14 protein-coding genes are annotated in these 14,433 nt (G+C 74.1%); 9 read left to right on the top strand and 5 right to left on the bottom strand.

Annotated elements, in window-relative coordinates; all coding sequences use genetic code 11:
* Positions 1–110: 110 nt before the first annotated feature.
* From L7D48_RS03065 to L7D48_RS03050, 4 genes are all read left to right on the top strand, one after another.
* Complete coding sequence (locus L7D48_RS03065; protein ID WP_256462370.1) at positions 111–770, top strand: trimeric intracellular cation channel family protein; 660 nt, start codon at positions 111–113, stop codon at positions 768–770.
* An 81-nt stretch (positions 771–851) separates the two neighbouring features.
* Positions 852–1,685, top strand: coding sequence for a thioesterase family protein (locus L7D48_RS03060; protein ID WP_237877115.1), 834 nt, complete (start codon positions 852–854; stop codon positions 1,683–1,685).
* 333 nt (positions 1,686–2,018) lie between these two features.
* Entirely contained in the window at positions 2,019–2,495 is a 477-nt protein-coding gene (locus tag L7D48_RS03055) for a Dps family protein (RefSeq protein ID WP_237877112.1), read from the top strand.
* A gap of 170 nt (positions 2,496–2,665) precedes the next feature.
* Positions 2,666–3,835 (top strand): cysteine desulfurase family protein, encoded by a 1,170-nt coding sequence (locus L7D48_RS03050; RefSeq protein WP_237877111.1) that lies wholly within the window; start codon positions 2,666–2,668, stop codon positions 3,833–3,835.
* 67 nt (positions 3,836–3,902) lie between these two features.
* Here L7D48_RS03050 and L7D48_RS03045 read toward each other — a convergent pair whose 3' ends face one another.
* Complete coding sequence (locus L7D48_RS03045; RefSeq protein WP_237877109.1) at positions 3,903–4,589, bottom strand: N-acetylmuramoyl-L-alanine amidase; 687 nt, start codon at positions 4,587–4,589, stop codon at positions 3,903–3,905.
* Positions 4,590–4,662: 73 nt separating this feature from the next.
* Between L7D48_RS03045 and mnmA the strand changes: the two genes are divergently transcribed.
* Together mnmA and L7D48_RS03035 are read left to right on the top strand one after the other, a co-directional pair.
* Positions 4,663–5,817, top strand: coding sequence for a tRNA 2-thiouridine(34) synthase MnmA (gene mnmA, locus L7D48_RS03040; protein ID WP_237877107.1), 1,155 nt, complete (start codon positions 4,663–4,665; stop codon positions 5,815–5,817).
* Positions 5,818–5,897: 80 nt separating this feature from the next.
* A complete protein-coding gene (locus tag L7D48_RS03035) occupies positions 5,898–6,383 on the top strand; it encodes a GNAT family N-acetyltransferase (protein WP_256462368.1) in 486 nt (161 codons plus the stop codon).
* Between the two features lie 23 nt (positions 6,384–6,406).
* Here the strand turns inward: L7D48_RS03035 and L7D48_RS03030 are convergent, their stop codons facing one another.
* On the bottom strand, positions 6,407–6,955 hold the full coding sequence (locus tag L7D48_RS03030) for an MOSC domain-containing protein (RefSeq protein ID WP_237877102.1): 549 nt from the start codon (positions 6,953–6,955) through the stop codon (positions 6,407–6,409).
* Positions 6,956–6,997: 42 nt separating this feature from the next.
* A complete protein-coding gene (locus L7D48_RS03025; protein ID WP_237877100.1) occupies positions 6,998–7,963 on the bottom strand; it encodes a YafY family protein in 966 nt (321 codons plus the stop codon).
* A gap of 42 nt (positions 7,964–8,005) precedes the next feature.
* On the opposite strand from L7D48_RS03025, the gene L7D48_RS03020 reads away from it, so the two are divergent.
* Both L7D48_RS03020 and L7D48_RS03015 read left to right on the top strand, forming a co-directional pair.
* The gene (locus L7D48_RS03020) at positions 8,006–9,208 is read left to right on the top strand and encodes an epoxide hydrolase (RefSeq protein ID WP_308312208.1); all 1,203 of its coding nucleotides are present in this window, start codon (positions 8,006–8,008) and stop codon (positions 9,206–9,208) included.
* A 174-nt stretch (positions 9,209–9,382) separates the two neighbouring features.
* A complete protein-coding gene (locus L7D48_RS03015) occupies positions 9,383–10,183 on the top strand; it encodes a hypothetical protein (RefSeq protein WP_237877098.1) in 801 nt (266 codons plus the stop codon).
* Positions 10,184–10,469: 286 nt separating this feature from the next.
* Here L7D48_RS03015 and L7D48_RS03010 read toward each other — a convergent pair whose 3' ends face one another.
* Positions 10,470–11,348 carry an SDR family oxidoreductase gene (locus tag L7D48_RS03010; protein WP_308312209.1) on the bottom strand — a complete coding sequence of 293 codons (879 nt, stop codon included), beginning with the start codon at positions 11,346–11,348 and terminating at the stop codon, positions 10,470–10,472.
* A gap of 199 nt (positions 11,349–11,547) precedes the next feature.
* On the opposite strand from L7D48_RS03010, the gene L7D48_RS03005 reads away from it, so the two are divergent.
* On the top strand, positions 11,548–12,393 hold the full coding sequence (locus L7D48_RS03005) for a class I SAM-dependent methyltransferase (RefSeq protein ID WP_237877095.1): 846 nt from the start codon (positions 11,548–11,550) through the stop codon (positions 12,391–12,393).
* A gap of 29 nt (positions 12,394–12,422) precedes the next feature.
* On the opposite strand, the gene L7D48_RS03000 is transcribed toward L7D48_RS03005, so the two are convergent.
* Positions 12,423–14,318 carry an NAD-binding protein gene (locus tag L7D48_RS03000; RefSeq protein ID WP_237877155.1) on the bottom strand — a complete coding sequence of 632 codons (1,896 nt, stop codon included), beginning with the start codon at positions 14,316–14,318 and terminating at the stop codon, positions 12,423–12,425.
* Between the last annotated feature and the right edge of the window lie 115 nt (positions 14,319–14,433).

Below are 14,433 nucleotides of genomic sequence, written 5' to 3'. Positions count from 1 at the left end.
CCGGCGCCCCGGGCGCCGCGTACCGCCCCCGCACCGCCCGCCTCCCGCCCGATGGGCGCGGAGGCGGGCGGTGCGGCGCATGCGGCACCTGTTACAACCGGGGGGTGGATCTGTTCACCCCTTCCGTCCAGCACTGGCTCGACCTGGCCGGGATCTTCGTCTTCGCCGTCTCCGGCGCGCTGCTCGCCGTCCGCAAGAACTTCGACGTCGTCGGCATGGCGCTGCTCGCCTCGGTCACCGGGCTGGGCGGCGGGCTCTTCCGGGACCTGGTGATCGGGGCGGTGCCCCCGGCCGCCTTCACCGACCTCGGCTACCTGCTGACCCCGCTGGCCGCCACGGTGCTGGTCTTCTTCCTCCATCCGCAGGTGGAGCGGATCAACCGGGCGGTGATGGTCTTCGACGCGGCCGGGCTCGGCCTGTTCTGCGTCACCGGCACGGTCAAGGCGCATGCCTACGGGCTCGGCCTGACCGCCTCGGTCGTCATGGGGCTGGCCACGGCCGCCGGCGGCGGCGTGCTGCGCGACGTCCTGGCCAACGAGGTGCCCTCGCTGCTGCGCTGGGACCGGGAGGTCTACGCCGTGCCGGCCGTCGTCGGGGCGGCGGCGGTGGCGCTGCTGATCAAGGCCGGGGAGCTGAACGGGGTGACCAGCGGTGCGGCGGCGGCCCTCGCCTTCGTCCTGCGGCTGCTGGCACTGCGTTACAACTGGCGCGCGCCGAGGGCCTGGCACCGCCGCAGCAGGCGGACCGAGGAGAACGAGGAGGGGAGCTGAGCGGAGGCTTGGGCAGGCGAGGGAAGGCCCTGCCGAGACTTGGCTACTAGCCGGTAATAAAAACCTGTACCGTGTACTGCCATGACCGAGGCAACCATCGGTACCAGCGCGTTCGATCGCGACACGGCCGTCACAGCACAGGGGGAGGGCGTCTACGGCGCCGAACTCTCCGCCCAGTGGACCATCGGGCACGCCGTCAACGGCGGCTACCTGCTGGCCCTGCTCGGCCGGGCCCTCGGCGACGCACTGCCGCACCCCGACCCCTTCACCATCACCGCGCACTACCTCACCGCCTCCCGGCCCGGCCCGGCGACCGTGCGCACCACCGCCGTACGCGCCGGCCGCACCCTGTCCACCGGCGCCGCCTCCCTGTTCCAGCGGGACGAGGACGGGCGGGAGGTCGAGCGCATCCGAGTGCTGGCGAGCTACGGGGACCTGGCCGCGCTGCCCGACGACGTCCGTACCAGCGCCAAGCCGCCGCAGATCCCGCCGTACGAGAGCTGCCTCGGGGCCCGGGACGGCATGGACCCGTCCGCCGTTCCGCCCATCATCCACCAGGTCGACCTGCGCCTGGACCCGGCCACCGTCGGCTGGGCGGTCGGCGCGCCCAGCGGGCGCGGTGAGATGCGCGGCTGGTTCGGGCTGGCCGACGGCCGCGACCACGACCCGCTCTCCCTGCTGCTGGCGGTGGACGCCCTGCCGCCCACCGCCTTCGAGCTGGGCCTGTCCGGCTGGGTGCCGACGGTGGAGCTGACCGTCCACGTCCGCCGCCGCCCGGCCCCCGGGCCGGTGAGGGTGGCGATCACCACCCGCAACCTGGCCGGCGGCTTCCTGGAGGAGGACGCCGACGTCTGGGACAGCGAGGACCGGCTGGTCGCCCAGTCCCGGCAGCTCGCCCGCGCCCTGCCGGTCTGAGCCCTGCCGGTCCGAGCCCCGCCGGTCCGGTCTCCGCCGGTCCGAGCGCGGACCGGACCGCCTCCGTCGCGCGATCAGCGGCCCCGGCCCCCTCATCGAGGGGGCCGGGGCCGCTGCCGCATGCGGCGGGCGGCGCGGGGCACACGTGATGACGTCACCCCGATGCCCCGGCACCCGCCGTGACCGGCGCGAACGCGGTGCGCGACCGGACGGGCGGGGCCGGCGGCACGGGAGTGGCGGAGCCCTTCACGGGTAGCCTGAAAAGGGACGGAAAACGCGAATAACGCCATACGCGGCAAAGCCCCCCGTGAGAGAAGTGAAGGTGGTCAACGGATGTACGCCGTGAAGAGCACACTGCCCGACCAGGACCTCAAGGTCGTCGGAGAGGCGCTGCAGGGCGCACTGGTGGACCTGGTCGACCTGTCGCTGGTGGCCAAGCAGGTCCACTGGACCGTGATCGGACCGCGGTTCCGCTCCATCCACCTCCAGCTCGACGAGGTCGTGGAGACCGCGCGCACCTACTCCGACACCGTCGCCGAGCGCGCCGCGGCCCTGGGCCTGGCCCCCGACGGCCGCGCCTCCGCCCTCGCCTCCGGCAGCGGCATCACCGGGGTGGACAGCGGCTGGCACCAGGACGACAAGGCCGTCGAGGTCATGGTCGGCGCGCTGGCCTCGGTGGTGAACCGGATGCGCGAGCGCATGGACGCCACGGAGAAGCCCGACCCGGTGACCCAGGACATCCTCATCTCGATCATCGCCGACCTCGAGAAGCACCACTGGATGTTCCAGGCCGAGCACAAGGTGGACTGAGGACGTTCCGAAGACGTTCCGAGGGCGTTCCGAGGACTTCCGGGAACGTCCGAGGAGTCCCGTCCGTCTCCGCGGCCCCCGGGCAGGGCGGGACGGGAGGAACGAGGACCGGCCGACTGGCCGGTCCTCGCTCTCGTCCCGGGCCGGGCGGCTCGTAGAATCGGTTAACCATGGCCTACCTTGACCACGCCGCCACCACCCCCATGCTTCCGGAGGCGGTGCAGGCGATGACCGCCCAGCTCGGCCTCGTCGGCAACGCCTCCTCCCTCCACGCGGCAGGAAGGCGGGCCCGCCGCACGGTGGAGGAGGGGCGCGAGGCCCTCGCCGCGGCGCTGGGCGCCCGGCCGAGCGAGGTGGTCCTCACCTCCGGCGGCACCGAGGCCGACAACCTCGCCGTCAAGGGCCTGTACTGGGCCCGGCGCGCGGCCGACCCCGTCCGCACCCGCGTCCTGGCCAGCCCCGTGGAGCACCACGCGGTCCTCGACGCCGTCCACTGGCTCGCCGACCACGAGGGCGCCCGGGTGCAGTGGCTGCCGGTCGACTCCCTGGGACGGGTCCACCCCGAGGCGCTGCGCGAGGCGGTGGAGGAAAAGCCCGAGGACGTCGCCCTGATCACCGTGATGTGGGCCAACAACGAGATCGGCACCCTCCAGCCCACGGCCGAACTGGCCGCGATCGCCACCGAGTTCGGCATCCCGATGCACGCGGACGCCGTCCAGGCCGTCGGCCAGGTGCCGGTGGACTTCGCCGCCTCGGGCCTGGCCGCGATGACGGTCAGCGGTCACAAGATCGGCGGCCCGTACGGCATCGGCGCGCTGCTGCTGGGCAGGCAGTGGGCCCCCACGCCGCTGCTGCACGGCGGCGGCCAGGAGCGCGACGTGCGCTCCGGCACCCTCGACGTACCCGCCGTCGCGGCCTTCGCGGTCGCCGCACGGCTGGCGGCCGAACGGCACGAGGGATTCGCCCGGGAGATCGGCGCGCTGCGGGACGCACTGGTGGCCGCCGTGACCGAGGCCGTGCCGGACGCCGTCCTGGGCGGCGACCCCGACCCGGCCGGGCGGCTGCCCGCCAACGCGCACTTCTCCTTCCCCGGCTGCGAGGGCGACTCGCTGCTGCTCCTGCTGGACGCCCAGGGCATCGAGTGCTCCACCGGATCGGCCTGCACCGCCGGCGTCGCCCAGCCCAGCCACGTCCTGCTGGCCACGGGCACCGACCCGGAGCTGGCCCGGGGCACCCTGCGCTTCTCGCTGGGCCACACCTCCACCAGGGCGGACGTGGACGCGGTGGCCGCCGCCATCGGCCCGGCGGTGGAGCGCGCCCGCGGCGCCGGGCTGTCGTAGACCCGCCCGGCCCCGGTACGCTCCCCGCCCCTGGCCCGCTCGATCCTCGCGGGCCGGCCCTTGCGGGTCAGTCCTCGCGGACCGGCACGTCCCGCACCATCCGCATGTACCGCTCCCAGTCCCAGTGCGGCCCGGGATCGGTGTGGTCGGTGCCGGGCACCTCGATGTGGCCGACGATGTGCTCGCGGTCCCGGGGCAGGCCGTACCGGTCGCATATCCCGGCCGTCAGCGCCGCCGACGCCCGGTAGGTGGCGTCGGTGATCGTCTCCGGGCGGTCCACGAAGCCCTCGTGCTCGATGCCGACACTGCGCTCGTTGTACTCGCGGTTGCCCGCGTGGTACGCCACGTCCAGCTCCCGCACCATCTGCGTCACCTTCCCGTCGGAGGTGCGCACCACGTAGTGCGTCGCGGCGCGGTGGGACGGGTCCTGGAAGACCTTCAGGGCCACCGCGTAGGGGCCCTGGATGACGTGCACCACCACCCGGTCGATGGTGTAGTCGTAGGGTCGGTCGGCCCGCCGCCAGTTCGCCTCGGACGCCGGCAGCCAGTCCGCCCCGGGGTGGTCCACCTCGCCCTCGGTGCGCGGCCGGTTCACGCCCGGCACCTTCCACCACGTCCGGGCCAGGTCGTCGCGGGCCGCGTACCCGAGGGCGCCCAGTCCCACCGCCGCGCCGCCGACCAGCAGGGCGCGGCGGCCCACCGGCCGCCCTTTTCCGTCCGTCCGGCGGTGTCCGGGGGCTTCTTTCTCGCTCACGGCGAGCACAACGCTCGGGAACACCCGTACGGTTCCACCGGCGCGCATCCGGACCCGTACCCTGGAGGGCGCTATGACTGACACGACCGGTGCGCCCAGCCCCGCCCCCCGCCTCCGCGTCCTCGCCGCCATGTCCGGCGGCGTGGACTCCGCCGTCGCCGCCGCCCGCGCGGTGGAGGCCGGCCACGACGTCACCGGCGTCCACCTCGCCCTCTCGGCGAACCCGCAGTCCTTCCGCACCGGCGCCCGCGGCTGCTGCACGGTCGAGGACTCCCGCGACGCCCGCCGCGCCGCCGACGTCATCGGCATCCCCTTCTACGTGTGGGACCTGGCCGAGCGCTTCCGCCAGGACGTGGTGGAGGACTTCGTCGCCGAGTACGAGGCCGGCCGCACCCCCAACCCCTGCCTGCGCTGCAACGAGAAGATCAAGTTCGCCGCGCTGCTGGACAAGGCCCTGGCGCTGGGCTTCGACGCGGTGTGCACCGGCCACTACGCCACCGTCGTCGTCCGCGAGGACGGCACCCGGGAGCTGCACCGCGCCACCGACACGGCCAAGGACCAGAGCTACGTGCTGGGCGTGCTGGACGAGCGGCAGCTCGCCCACGCCATGTTCCCCCTCGGCGACACCGCCACCACCAAGGAGGAGATCCGCGCCGAGGCCGAGCGCCGGGGCCTGGCGGTGGCCAAGAAGCCCGACAGCCACGACATCTGCTTCATCGCCGACGGCGACACCCAGGGCTTCCTCGCCCGGCACCTGGGCACCGCCGAGGGCGACATCCTCGACGAGGACGGCAACAAGCTCGGCACCCACGACGGCGCGTACGGTTTCACCGTCGGCCAGCGCAAGGGCCTGCGCATCGGCCACCCCGCCCCCGACGGCAAGCCGCGCTACGTGCTGGACATCTCCCCGGTGGACAACACCGTCACCGTCGGCCCGGCCTCCGCGCTGGACGTGGTCGCCCTGACCGCCATCCGCCCCCGCTGGTGCGGCACCCCGCCCACCGGGCCGGGCACCTACACCGCCCAGCTGCGCGCCCACGGCGGCGAGACGCCGGTCACGGCCGAGCTGGTCGGCGGTCCGGACGGCGACGAGCTGCGCGTCGCCTTCGCCGAGCCGGTGCGCGGTGTCGCCCCGGGCCAGGCGGTCGTCCTCTACGACGGCACCCGCGTGGTCGGCTCGGCCACCATCGCCGCCACCGAGCGCCGCGCCGCGGCGGCCGTCCGGTGACCGGACCGGCCGGACCCGCCGATCCCGGCCGGGATCCGCGCACGGCACCCGCCCTCCCGCCGCCCCTGCGTACCGAGCGCCTGCTCCTGGAGCCCTACGTACCCGGTGACGAGGAGGACTTCGTCGCGCTGTTCCAGGACACCCGGGTCTCCCGCTGGATGGGGGACGGGCCCTCCTCCGAGGCCGAGGACCGCGCCCTGTTCGGGCGGGTGTTCACCAAGGTCTACGCCCGGGGCCTGTTCGACGTCTGGGCCGTCCGCGAGCGCGCCGGGGGCCGCTACGTCGGCCACGCGGAGATCAAGCGGACCGACGACGCCGACGGCCACGAGATCGTCTACGCCCTCACCCCCGCCGCCTGGGGAAGCGGTCTGGGCACGGAGGTCGCCGAGGCACTCGTCGCCCACGGATTCACGGCCCTGGGCCTGACGGAGGTGCACGCCACCGTGGACGCGGCCAACACCGCCTCGCTCGCCCTGCTGGAGCGGATCGGTTTCGCCCACGTGCGCGACATCACCGAGGACGACGGCGGTACCACCCGCGTCCTGACCCGCCGCCGGGCCGGCTGAGCCGCCCTGCTCGGCGCCGGGCGTCAGACCTTCTCCAGCGGGCGGTGCGGCTCGGCGGGGAGTTCGACCCCGATCGTGTCGCCGGGGCGGACCACGCCGCCGGTCCGCACGATGCCCATGATCCCGGCCCTGCGCACCACGTTGCCGTCCTCGTCACGGCCCACGACCCGCTTGAGCAGGCCCCGCCGGAAGCCGTCGATCTGGGGGCACGGGTTGCGCAGGCCGGTGACCTCCACGACCGCCTCCGCGCCGATGCGCAGCAGTGTGCCGGTGGGCAGGCCGAGCAGGTCGAGGCCGCGGGTTGTGATGTTCTCGCCCAGTTCACCGGGCCCCACGGCGAAGCCCGCCTCGCCGACCTCGGCGAACAGCTCCTCGTGGATCAGGTGGACCTGACGCAGGTTCGGCCGGGTGGGGTCCTTGGCGACGCGGGATCGGTGCCTGACCGTCCGTCCGGCGTGCGCGTCCCCCTCCACCCCGAGTCCGGCGAGCAGTGTGACGCTCTCCCGGTTGGTCTTGGTGAACGAGTGCTCACCGCTGCTGCTGACCGCGACCACGGTCCCCGTCCCGCTCATGGAGCGGCCCCCCTTCGCCGGTGGCGTGTCCCACCCGGGAGCCTAGCCCGGGCTCCCCGCGGCGCGAAGGGCGCGGGCGCCGGTCTCGCGCAGATGCGCCACCAGCTCGGGAGGCCCGTGCACCTCGAACTCGCAGCCCAGCACGAGCAGCCGGGCCGCCAGCCACTCGAGGGTGTCGGCGTGCCCGCGCAGCAGGCAGCTGCCGGCGTCGACCGGCTCGATCTCGTCCGGTGCGGCGCCGAGCCGCCGGGCGGCCTCGTCCGCGGGGAGGCGCAGGGTGGCCCGGACCTCGTAGGTGGGGGCGAGGGAGAGCAGCTTGCGGGTGACGAACGCGGCAGCGTCCCGCCCGGGCACCTCGCGCGGCGGCACCCGTACGCCCGTCGGGCGGGGGTCGGTGATCCGGTCGATGCGGAAGATCCGCCAGTCGCCGCGCTCGTCGTCGTACGCCAGCAGATACCAGCGCCGCCCCGCCGCCACCAGCCGGTGCGGTTCGACCAGGCGCGCGCTCATGGTGCCGTCGCCCGCCCGGTAGGAGAACCGCAGACGCTCGCGGCCGGCCGCCGCCCCGGCGAGCACCGCGAGACCGCGCGGATCCACACCCGGGCCCTCCGGGGGCGGAGCGGAGACCGTGGCGGCCCGCAGCGCCCCGACCCGGTGCCGCAGCCGGGACGGGAGCACCTGCTCCAGCTTGGTCAGGGCCCGCACCGACGCCTCCTCGATGCCGTTCACCGGATTCCCGGCGGTGGTGCTGAGGGCGACCGCGACCGCCACAGCCTCCTCGTCATCCAGCAGCAGCGGCGGCATGGCCCTGCCCGCGGCGAGCCGGTAGCCGCCCACGGCGCCCATGGCCGCCTCCACCGGATAGCCCAGCCCGCGCAGCCGGTCGATGTCGCGGCGGACGGTGCGGGCGCTGACCTCCAGCCGGGCGGCGAGTTCGCTGCCCGGCCATACGCGCGGGGTCTGGAGCAGGGACAGCAGTCTCAGCAGCCGGGCCGGTGTGTCGGTCATGGCACCCAGCATGCACCGGAAGTGGGACAGGTTCTGACCTGTATGCCGTCTAACGTCGGCACGGCCGGCGGGAACTCCCGCCGGACCCCTGACGAGGAGAAGGCCATGGGCAGCGAGGAGATCCGCCCCTTCCGCATCGACGTCCCCCAGGAGGACCTGGACGATCTGCGCGACCGTCTGACCCGCGCCCGCCTGCCCCGCGGGCTGCCCGGCGAGGGCTGGAGCCGGGGCGTTCCCGGGGAATGGCTGAGGGAAGTGGCCGAGTACTGGCGCGAGGGCTACGACTGGCGCGGCCAGGAGACGCGGCTGAACGGCTTTCCGCAGTTCACCACCGAAGTCGGCGGGCAGGAGATCCACTTCCTGCACATCCGGTCCGCCGAGCCCGGCGCCCTGCCGGTCCTGCTCACGCACGGCTGGCCGAACTCCTTCGTGGAGTTCGCCGATCTCCTCGGGCACCTCACCGACCCCCGCGCGCACGGTGGCGACCCGTCCGGGGCGTTCCACGTCGTGGTGCCCTCCATTCCCGGCTTCGGGTTCTCCAAACCGCCGCGCGAGACCGGCTGGACCACCGCCCGGGTGGGGCGGATCTGGGCCGAGCTGATGGACCGGCTCGGATACGACCGCTACGGCGTACAGGGCGGGGACCTCGGGGCGTACATCGCGCCCGAGGTGGCGAGGGCCGCCCCGGAACGCGTCGCGGGCGTCCACGTCATCGGCGGGCTCGGCTTTCCCACCGAGGAGGACGTCCCCGGCATGACACGGGAGGAGCGGGCGGCGTACGAGTGGTTCCAGAAGCAGGACTGGATGAACGGCGTGGACCACCACGCGCTGCTGCGCGCCGCGCCGCAGACCTTCGCCTACGGCTGGCACGACTCCCCGGTCGCGGCGCTGGCCTGGACGGCGCAGAAGTTCCACGAGTTCAACGCCTCCGGCAAACCGCTGGAGGAGGTGATCGACCGCGACCTGTTCCTGACCAACCTGAGCCTGTACTGGTTCACCGGGACGTGGGGGTCCTCGTCCTGGCCCATGTACGACAGCCCCGGCGGTCTGGGCTGGCCCGAGGGGCAGAAGGCGGTGCCCACCGGCGTCTACAGCGGCCCGCCCGGATTCCGCCGGCTCGCCGAGCGGCACAACACGATCGTCCACTGGCCCGAGGACAATCCCGGCGGCCACCACTTCCTGGCGATGGACGCGCCGGACGCCCTGGCGGCCGACATGCGAGTGTTCTTCGGCAAGGTGCGCTGAGGCCCCGCTCGCCCCGGCCGTGCCGGGCGGCTACCGCGCGAGGCGGTCGAACACCCTGGGTGATCTACAGTTTCCGCAGCGGGCGGTCGGCCCGCGCGCAGGCATTCGACTCAGGGGTGGGGATTGATCACTTCGATATCGACCGGTGCTCCGCAACGGCACAGAACCTCGGCCGTGCGGCGCGCGGCCGCCGCAGCGGTGGCCGGGAGCACGGCGCTGGTGGGCGTGGGGCTCACGGCGCCGGCCGCGCACGCGGCCGACAGCGACATCTCGTTCTCGAACGTCGTGCTCAACAACGGCAAGCCCATCGTCGTCGGCATCAGCGCCGAGGTCGAGGCCCCGTTGACGTACACGGTGAAGAGCAGCGTCACGCTCGACAGCTGGTGGGTCGAGGCGTACCGGGGCACCTACGGGACCAACGAGTATCTGCTCGCGAACTCCACGATCCGGTGGGGCTGCAGTCAGTCCTCCGCGGGTGGCTACACCTTTCGCGACTGCGACGAGACGATGACCATCGACCCGGACGACATGCCGGGCGGCAACGGCAACAAGCTCGTCAACAGTGACGCCACCGAATGGAAGGCCCTCGGCACGGCCATCAAGAAGGGCGGCGGTTACGACACCGACCTGCTCTCCGCGACGGTCCGCCTCCAGCGTGCCTCGCGCATCCGGAACATGAACGCCTCCCCCGAGCCCGTCGCCAAGGGCAAGCCCATCACCGTCACCGGCACCGTGCAGCGCGCCAACTGGAGTCTGCACCGTTACGACAACTACGGCGGCCGACTGGTGAAGCTGCAGTTCAAGCCCGCCGGTTCCAGCACCTACAGCACGGTCAAGTCGGTAACCGCCAGCAGTACCGGCTACCTGAAGACGACGGTGACCGCCTCCCAGGACGGCACCTGGCGCTGGCGCTACAGCGGCAACACCACGACCGGCGCCAGCAACTCCTCCGGTGACTACGTGGACGTGAACTAGTGCCGCGTCAACGTCCGCCCCGTCGTGATGTGACGCGCCGTCCCGGTCCTGTCCTGGGCGGCGCGGCCGTCAGGTGGCTCCGGGCGGATGTCCGAGCCGGGCTGTGACGGTTCTCCGGGAGCCGGACCGCATGCGGAGGGCGGTTCCGTGAAGGACCGCGGAACGGGGGCCGGTCCGGTTCCGCCCAGGACGGCCTGACCGCCGGGCGGCCGCCCGGCCTCGGGCGGGTCCGCCGGACCGGGCGGGCCGGCCGGCAAGACCGTCTGACAGGGCGGCGGGCGGCGGGTCAGGTCCCGAGGAGGGCTGCGAGGGTGTCGCGCAGCGGGGTGGTGGGACGGCCGATGAGGCGGGAGAGGTCGCCGGGGGTGTCGCCGAGGTGGCCCGCGGCGATGGCGGCGTCGGTCCCGGCGAGGAACCGGGCCGTCCCCTCGGGCAGCCCGGCACCGGTGAGTGCCTTGGCGTATCCGTCCGCCGACAGGTCGCGGTAGACGACCTCGGTGCCGGTCAGGTCGGTGAGGACGGCGGCGAAGTCGGCCATGGTCCAGGCGGTGTCGCCGGACAGCTCGTACACGGCGTTCGTGTGGGCCCCGTGGCCGTCGGTTCCCTCGTCGGCCAGGACGGCGGCGGCCGCCGCCGCGTAGTCGGCGCGGGAGGCGGACGCGATCCGGCCGTCTCCGGCGGCCCCGGCGATCACCCCGGTCTCCAGCCCCTGGCGGGCGGCCTGCTCGTAGTTCTCCGTGTACCAGCCGTTGCGCAGCAGGCAGTGGGGCAGGCCGGAGTCGCGCAGGTACTCCTCGGTCTCGCGGTGCTCGGGCGCCACGGGGACGGTGGTGGTGTCGGCGTGCAGGACGCTGGTGTAGGCCAGCAGCTCCGCCCCGGCCTCCCCGGCGGCGTCGATGACGGCCCGGTGCTGCGGGACACGGCGGCCGACCTCGCTGCCGGAGACCAGCAGCACCCGCCGGGCGTCCTCGAACGCGGCGGCCAGGGTGGCGGGCCGGTCGTAGTCGGCCTCCCGGACGTCCACGCCCCGCCGGGCGAGGCCGGCGGTCTTCCCCGGCGAGCGCACGGCGGCGACGACCCGGGACGCGGGCACCCCGCGCTCCAGGAGGGCCTCGACGGTGAGACGGCCGAGCTGTCCGGCGGCTCCGGTGACGACGATCATGATCTGCTTCCTTGCCGGGGGAGGGACCTGGAGCGGGCGGGTACCACGCCGCCCCGGCGGCCATGCCCTTGTCCGGTCCGCCGGACGGGGGCTTACCCGGGGCTCACGGCGGGCACCCGATCGGACCAGCCGGAGGGTGCGGCGAGGGCGCCGCGCCCATACTGGCGCCACCGGCCCGACCCCGAGCGACGCGGAGGTCTCCATGGGAACCAAGACCCCATCCGACTCCAGGCTCTCCCGGAACCGCGCCACCCTCGCCCACAAGGTGCGCTACGCGATCGGCCACCCCGGACGCGTTCCCGCCCATCTGCGCCGGGCCGCCCGCGACGCCTGGCTGCGGGCGAGGTACCGCGACGACCACATCGGGTACTACCGGGCCGTGATGGCCTCCGACGCCGCCCGCAGTCCGGAGGCGGCGGTCGGCGGCAGGCCGTCGTACGAGCGGTGGCTGGCCATCGGGCAGATGCAGTTCGACTACCTGCTGGAGCACGGGCTGAAGCCGGACGACCGGATGCTGGAGATCGGCTGCGGCAACCTGCGGGCCGGCCGGCTGTTCATCGACCACCTGAAACCCGGCCACTACTACGGGATCGACATATCGCCCCACATACTGATCGAGGCCAAGCGGACCGTGGTGCGCCACGGGCTCCAGGACAAGCTGCCCCACCTGACGATCGCCGACGACCTGACCTTCGACTTCCTGCCCGAGGGGCACTTCACGGTCGTCCACGCCCACAGCGTCTTCTCCCACTCGCCGCTGGACGTCGTCGACCAGTGCCTGGAGAACGTGGGGCGGATCCTCGCCCCGGGCGGCTTCTTCGACTTCACCTTCGACCGCACCGAGGGCCGCGAGCACCACGTGCTGCGCGAGGACTTCTACTACCGCACCGAGACGCTGACCGACCTCGCGGCCAGCCACGGCCTGACGGCGCGTCTCATGGACGACTGGGAGCGGCTCCCGCACGGCCAGTCCAAGATCCGCGTCACCCTTCCGGCCCCGGACCGGGCGGCGGCGGGCGGACCGGAACCGGAGCGCAGCCCGGTGTAGCCCGCGCCGTCGCCGGGCGGCGGCGCGGTTCACGGCGCGGGGGCCGGGCTCCCGGCCCCCGCGCCGCCGGCGCCGTTCGCGCCACCGGTGTCCGCCCCGCGCGGGTCCTCGCCCGAAAGCAGGACGCCCAGGCCCTCGCGGGTGGCGGCCACCACCACGCGGTCGCCCGCCGTCAGCACGTAGCCGTCGTGCAGCCGCCAGGCGAGGTCGCCGGTGAGGGTGTAGGTGCGGGCGCCGGAGGTGAGGGAGCCCAGATCGGCGCGGCGGCGGTCGGGCGGGGCGGTGTCCAGGGCCAGGATCCGCCAGGAGCCGGGGCGGAACGCCTCGCCGACGGTGCGGCCCTCCAGCAGCCGGTTGCCCTCCACCGAGACCGCGGCGAAGACCAGCACCCGGCGGCCCACGGGGATGGCGCCCAGCACCTGGCGGCCCATCATGGCGCCCGCGAAGGCCGGGGCCGCCAGCGCCGAGACGCTGCGGCTGCGGGTCTGCGCGCCGGGGTAGGTGTCGCGCAGCGTGCGGTAGACGGTGGCGGCGAACTCGTCGTCGAACAGGCGCATCACCACCCGCAGGTCGGGGTTGACCTGGCGGGCGTAGAGCGTGGCCTCCAGATTGGTGCCGCTGTCGCTGGTCAGCGCCAGCAGGGCGCGGCTGCGCGCTATCCCCGCCTCCTCCAGCACCCCGTCCTCGGTGACGTCCGCGATCAGGGTCGGCACCCGGCGCGCGCGGGCGGTGGCGATGCCGCGGGCCTCGTCGTCGCGCTCGATGCACACCACGGGGATGCCCAGTTCCAGCAGCTGGTCCAGCACACGGGTGCCGACCTTGCCCAGGCCCAGCAGGACGACGTGCCTCTCGATGCCGCGCGGCGGGGGCGGCAGGGTGGCGGCCCGGCGGAAGGTGCCGTAGCTCTCCAGCACGACGGCGAACATCAGCGGCAGCAGCGCGGTGCCCGCCAGCCCGCCCAGCAGCTGCAGGACCTGCTCCCCGGTGCTGCCCTCCAGCTCGGGCTCGTTGATGGACATCACGTTGAGCAGGGTGATGTAGGCGGCGTGCAGCGGTGTCTCGCGGGTGACGTACCAGTTCGCGGCGGCGAGCAGGACGACCACCGCGGTGAGGCCCAGCAGGGCGGCCCGCAGCTTCCGGGAGAAGAAGCTGCCCACCGGCAGTCTCGGCACCCGGGGGGCCGGGGCGCCGGCCCGGTCGGGACGGCGGGTGATCGCCTCCAGGACGACGGTGCCGCGCTCGTCCGGCAGGCCCTCCAGCTCGTGCGGATCGGGCAGCAGCACGGGGCCGTCGTGGTCCTCGGGGTCGGTGTAGACGTCGCCCTCGTCGGAGTCCGGGGCGTCGGGCAGCAGGGCCAGGGTGCACAGCGGGTCGCGGCGGCCCGCTGTGCCCACGGTGCGCTCCTTGGCACGCAGCAGCAGCCCGCCGGCGTGTATGACCTTGCTGGTGCCGACCACGGCCGCCGCCACCATGGAGGGGGCGGCGGTGTCCGCGTCGGACAGGACGGTGGTGGAGGCGTCCACGGCCCGCTGGTCCAGGCCGGGGACGCGGGCGGCGATGGTCCGGTCGAGCAGGTCCTCCAGATAGCGGCCCAGCGTCCGGTTGAACATCCGGATGACCAGGCGCAGTTCGGGGTTGATGCGGCGGGCGCGCAGCGCGGTGTGGATGTTGAGCTGGTCGTCGCCGGAGGTCAGCGCCAGTGCGGCGGCGTGCTCGATGCCCGCCTCCCGCAGCGCCTCGTCGTCGGGTATCTGGGCCTCCACCGCCCGTACGTCCAGGTGCCGGTCGCCGACCAGCGCGGCGATCTGCGGGCCCTGGTCGCCGCCGCGCAGCGAGGGCAGGACGACGGTGACCTTCTGGCCGTAGACGGAGGCGAGTTCGCGCACCAGCCGCTGCGACAGGGAGTTGTCGCCGCACACGACCATGTGGCCGGAGTGTCCGCCGCCCTGCCGCGGGCCGCCCTGCGGAGGGACGGCGGGAACGGGAGCGGCGGGGACGGGGACGGCGGCGTGGGCGGGCGCGGAGGGCTCCGGCCGAGGG

It is taken from the genome of Streptomyces sp. ICN903 (genome assembly GCF_022015835.1).
Classification (GTDB): domain Bacteria; phylum Actinomycetota; class Actinomycetes; order Streptomycetales; family Streptomycetaceae; genus Streptomyces; species Streptomyces fenghuangensis.
The sequence above is the reverse complement of the archived record's forward strand: the minus strand, read 5'-3'. Positions and strand labels throughout refer to the sequence as shown.

Coding starts and splice junctions, on each gene's coding strand:
- L7D48_RS03060 (WP_237877115.1), top strand. CDS start 852: ATGACCGAGGCAACCATCGGTACCAGCGCGTTCGATCGCGACACGGCC.
- L7D48_RS03055 (WP_237877112.1), top strand. CDS start 2,019: ATGTACGCCGTGAAGAGCACACTGCCCGACCAGGACCTCAAGGTCGTC.
- L7D48_RS03050 (WP_237877111.1), top strand. CDS start 2,666: ATGGCCTACCTTGACCACGCCGCCACCACCCCCATGCTTCCGGAGGCG.
- mnmA (WP_237877107.1), top strand. CDS start 4,663: ATGACTGACACGACCGGTGCGCCCAGCCCCGCCCCCCGCCTCCGCGTC.
- L7D48_RS03030 (WP_237877102.1), bottom strand. CDS start 6,955: ATGAGCGGGACGGGGACCGTGGTCGCGGTCAGCAGCAGCGGTGAGCAC.
- L7D48_RS03025 (WP_237877100.1), bottom strand. CDS start 7,963: ATGACCGACACACCGGCCCGGCTGCTGAGACTGCTGTCCCTGCTCCAG.
- L7D48_RS03020 (WP_308312208.1), top strand. CDS start 8,006: ATGCCGTCTAACGTCGGCACGGCCGGCGGGAACTCCCGCCGGACCCCT.
- L7D48_RS03005 (WP_237877095.1), top strand. CDS start 11,548: ATGGGAACCAAGACCCCATCCGACTCCAGGCTCTCCCGGAACCGCGCC.
- L7D48_RS03000 (WP_237877155.1), bottom strand. CDS start 14,318: ATGGTCGTGTGCGGCGACAACTCCCTGTCGCAGCGGCTGGTGCGCGAA.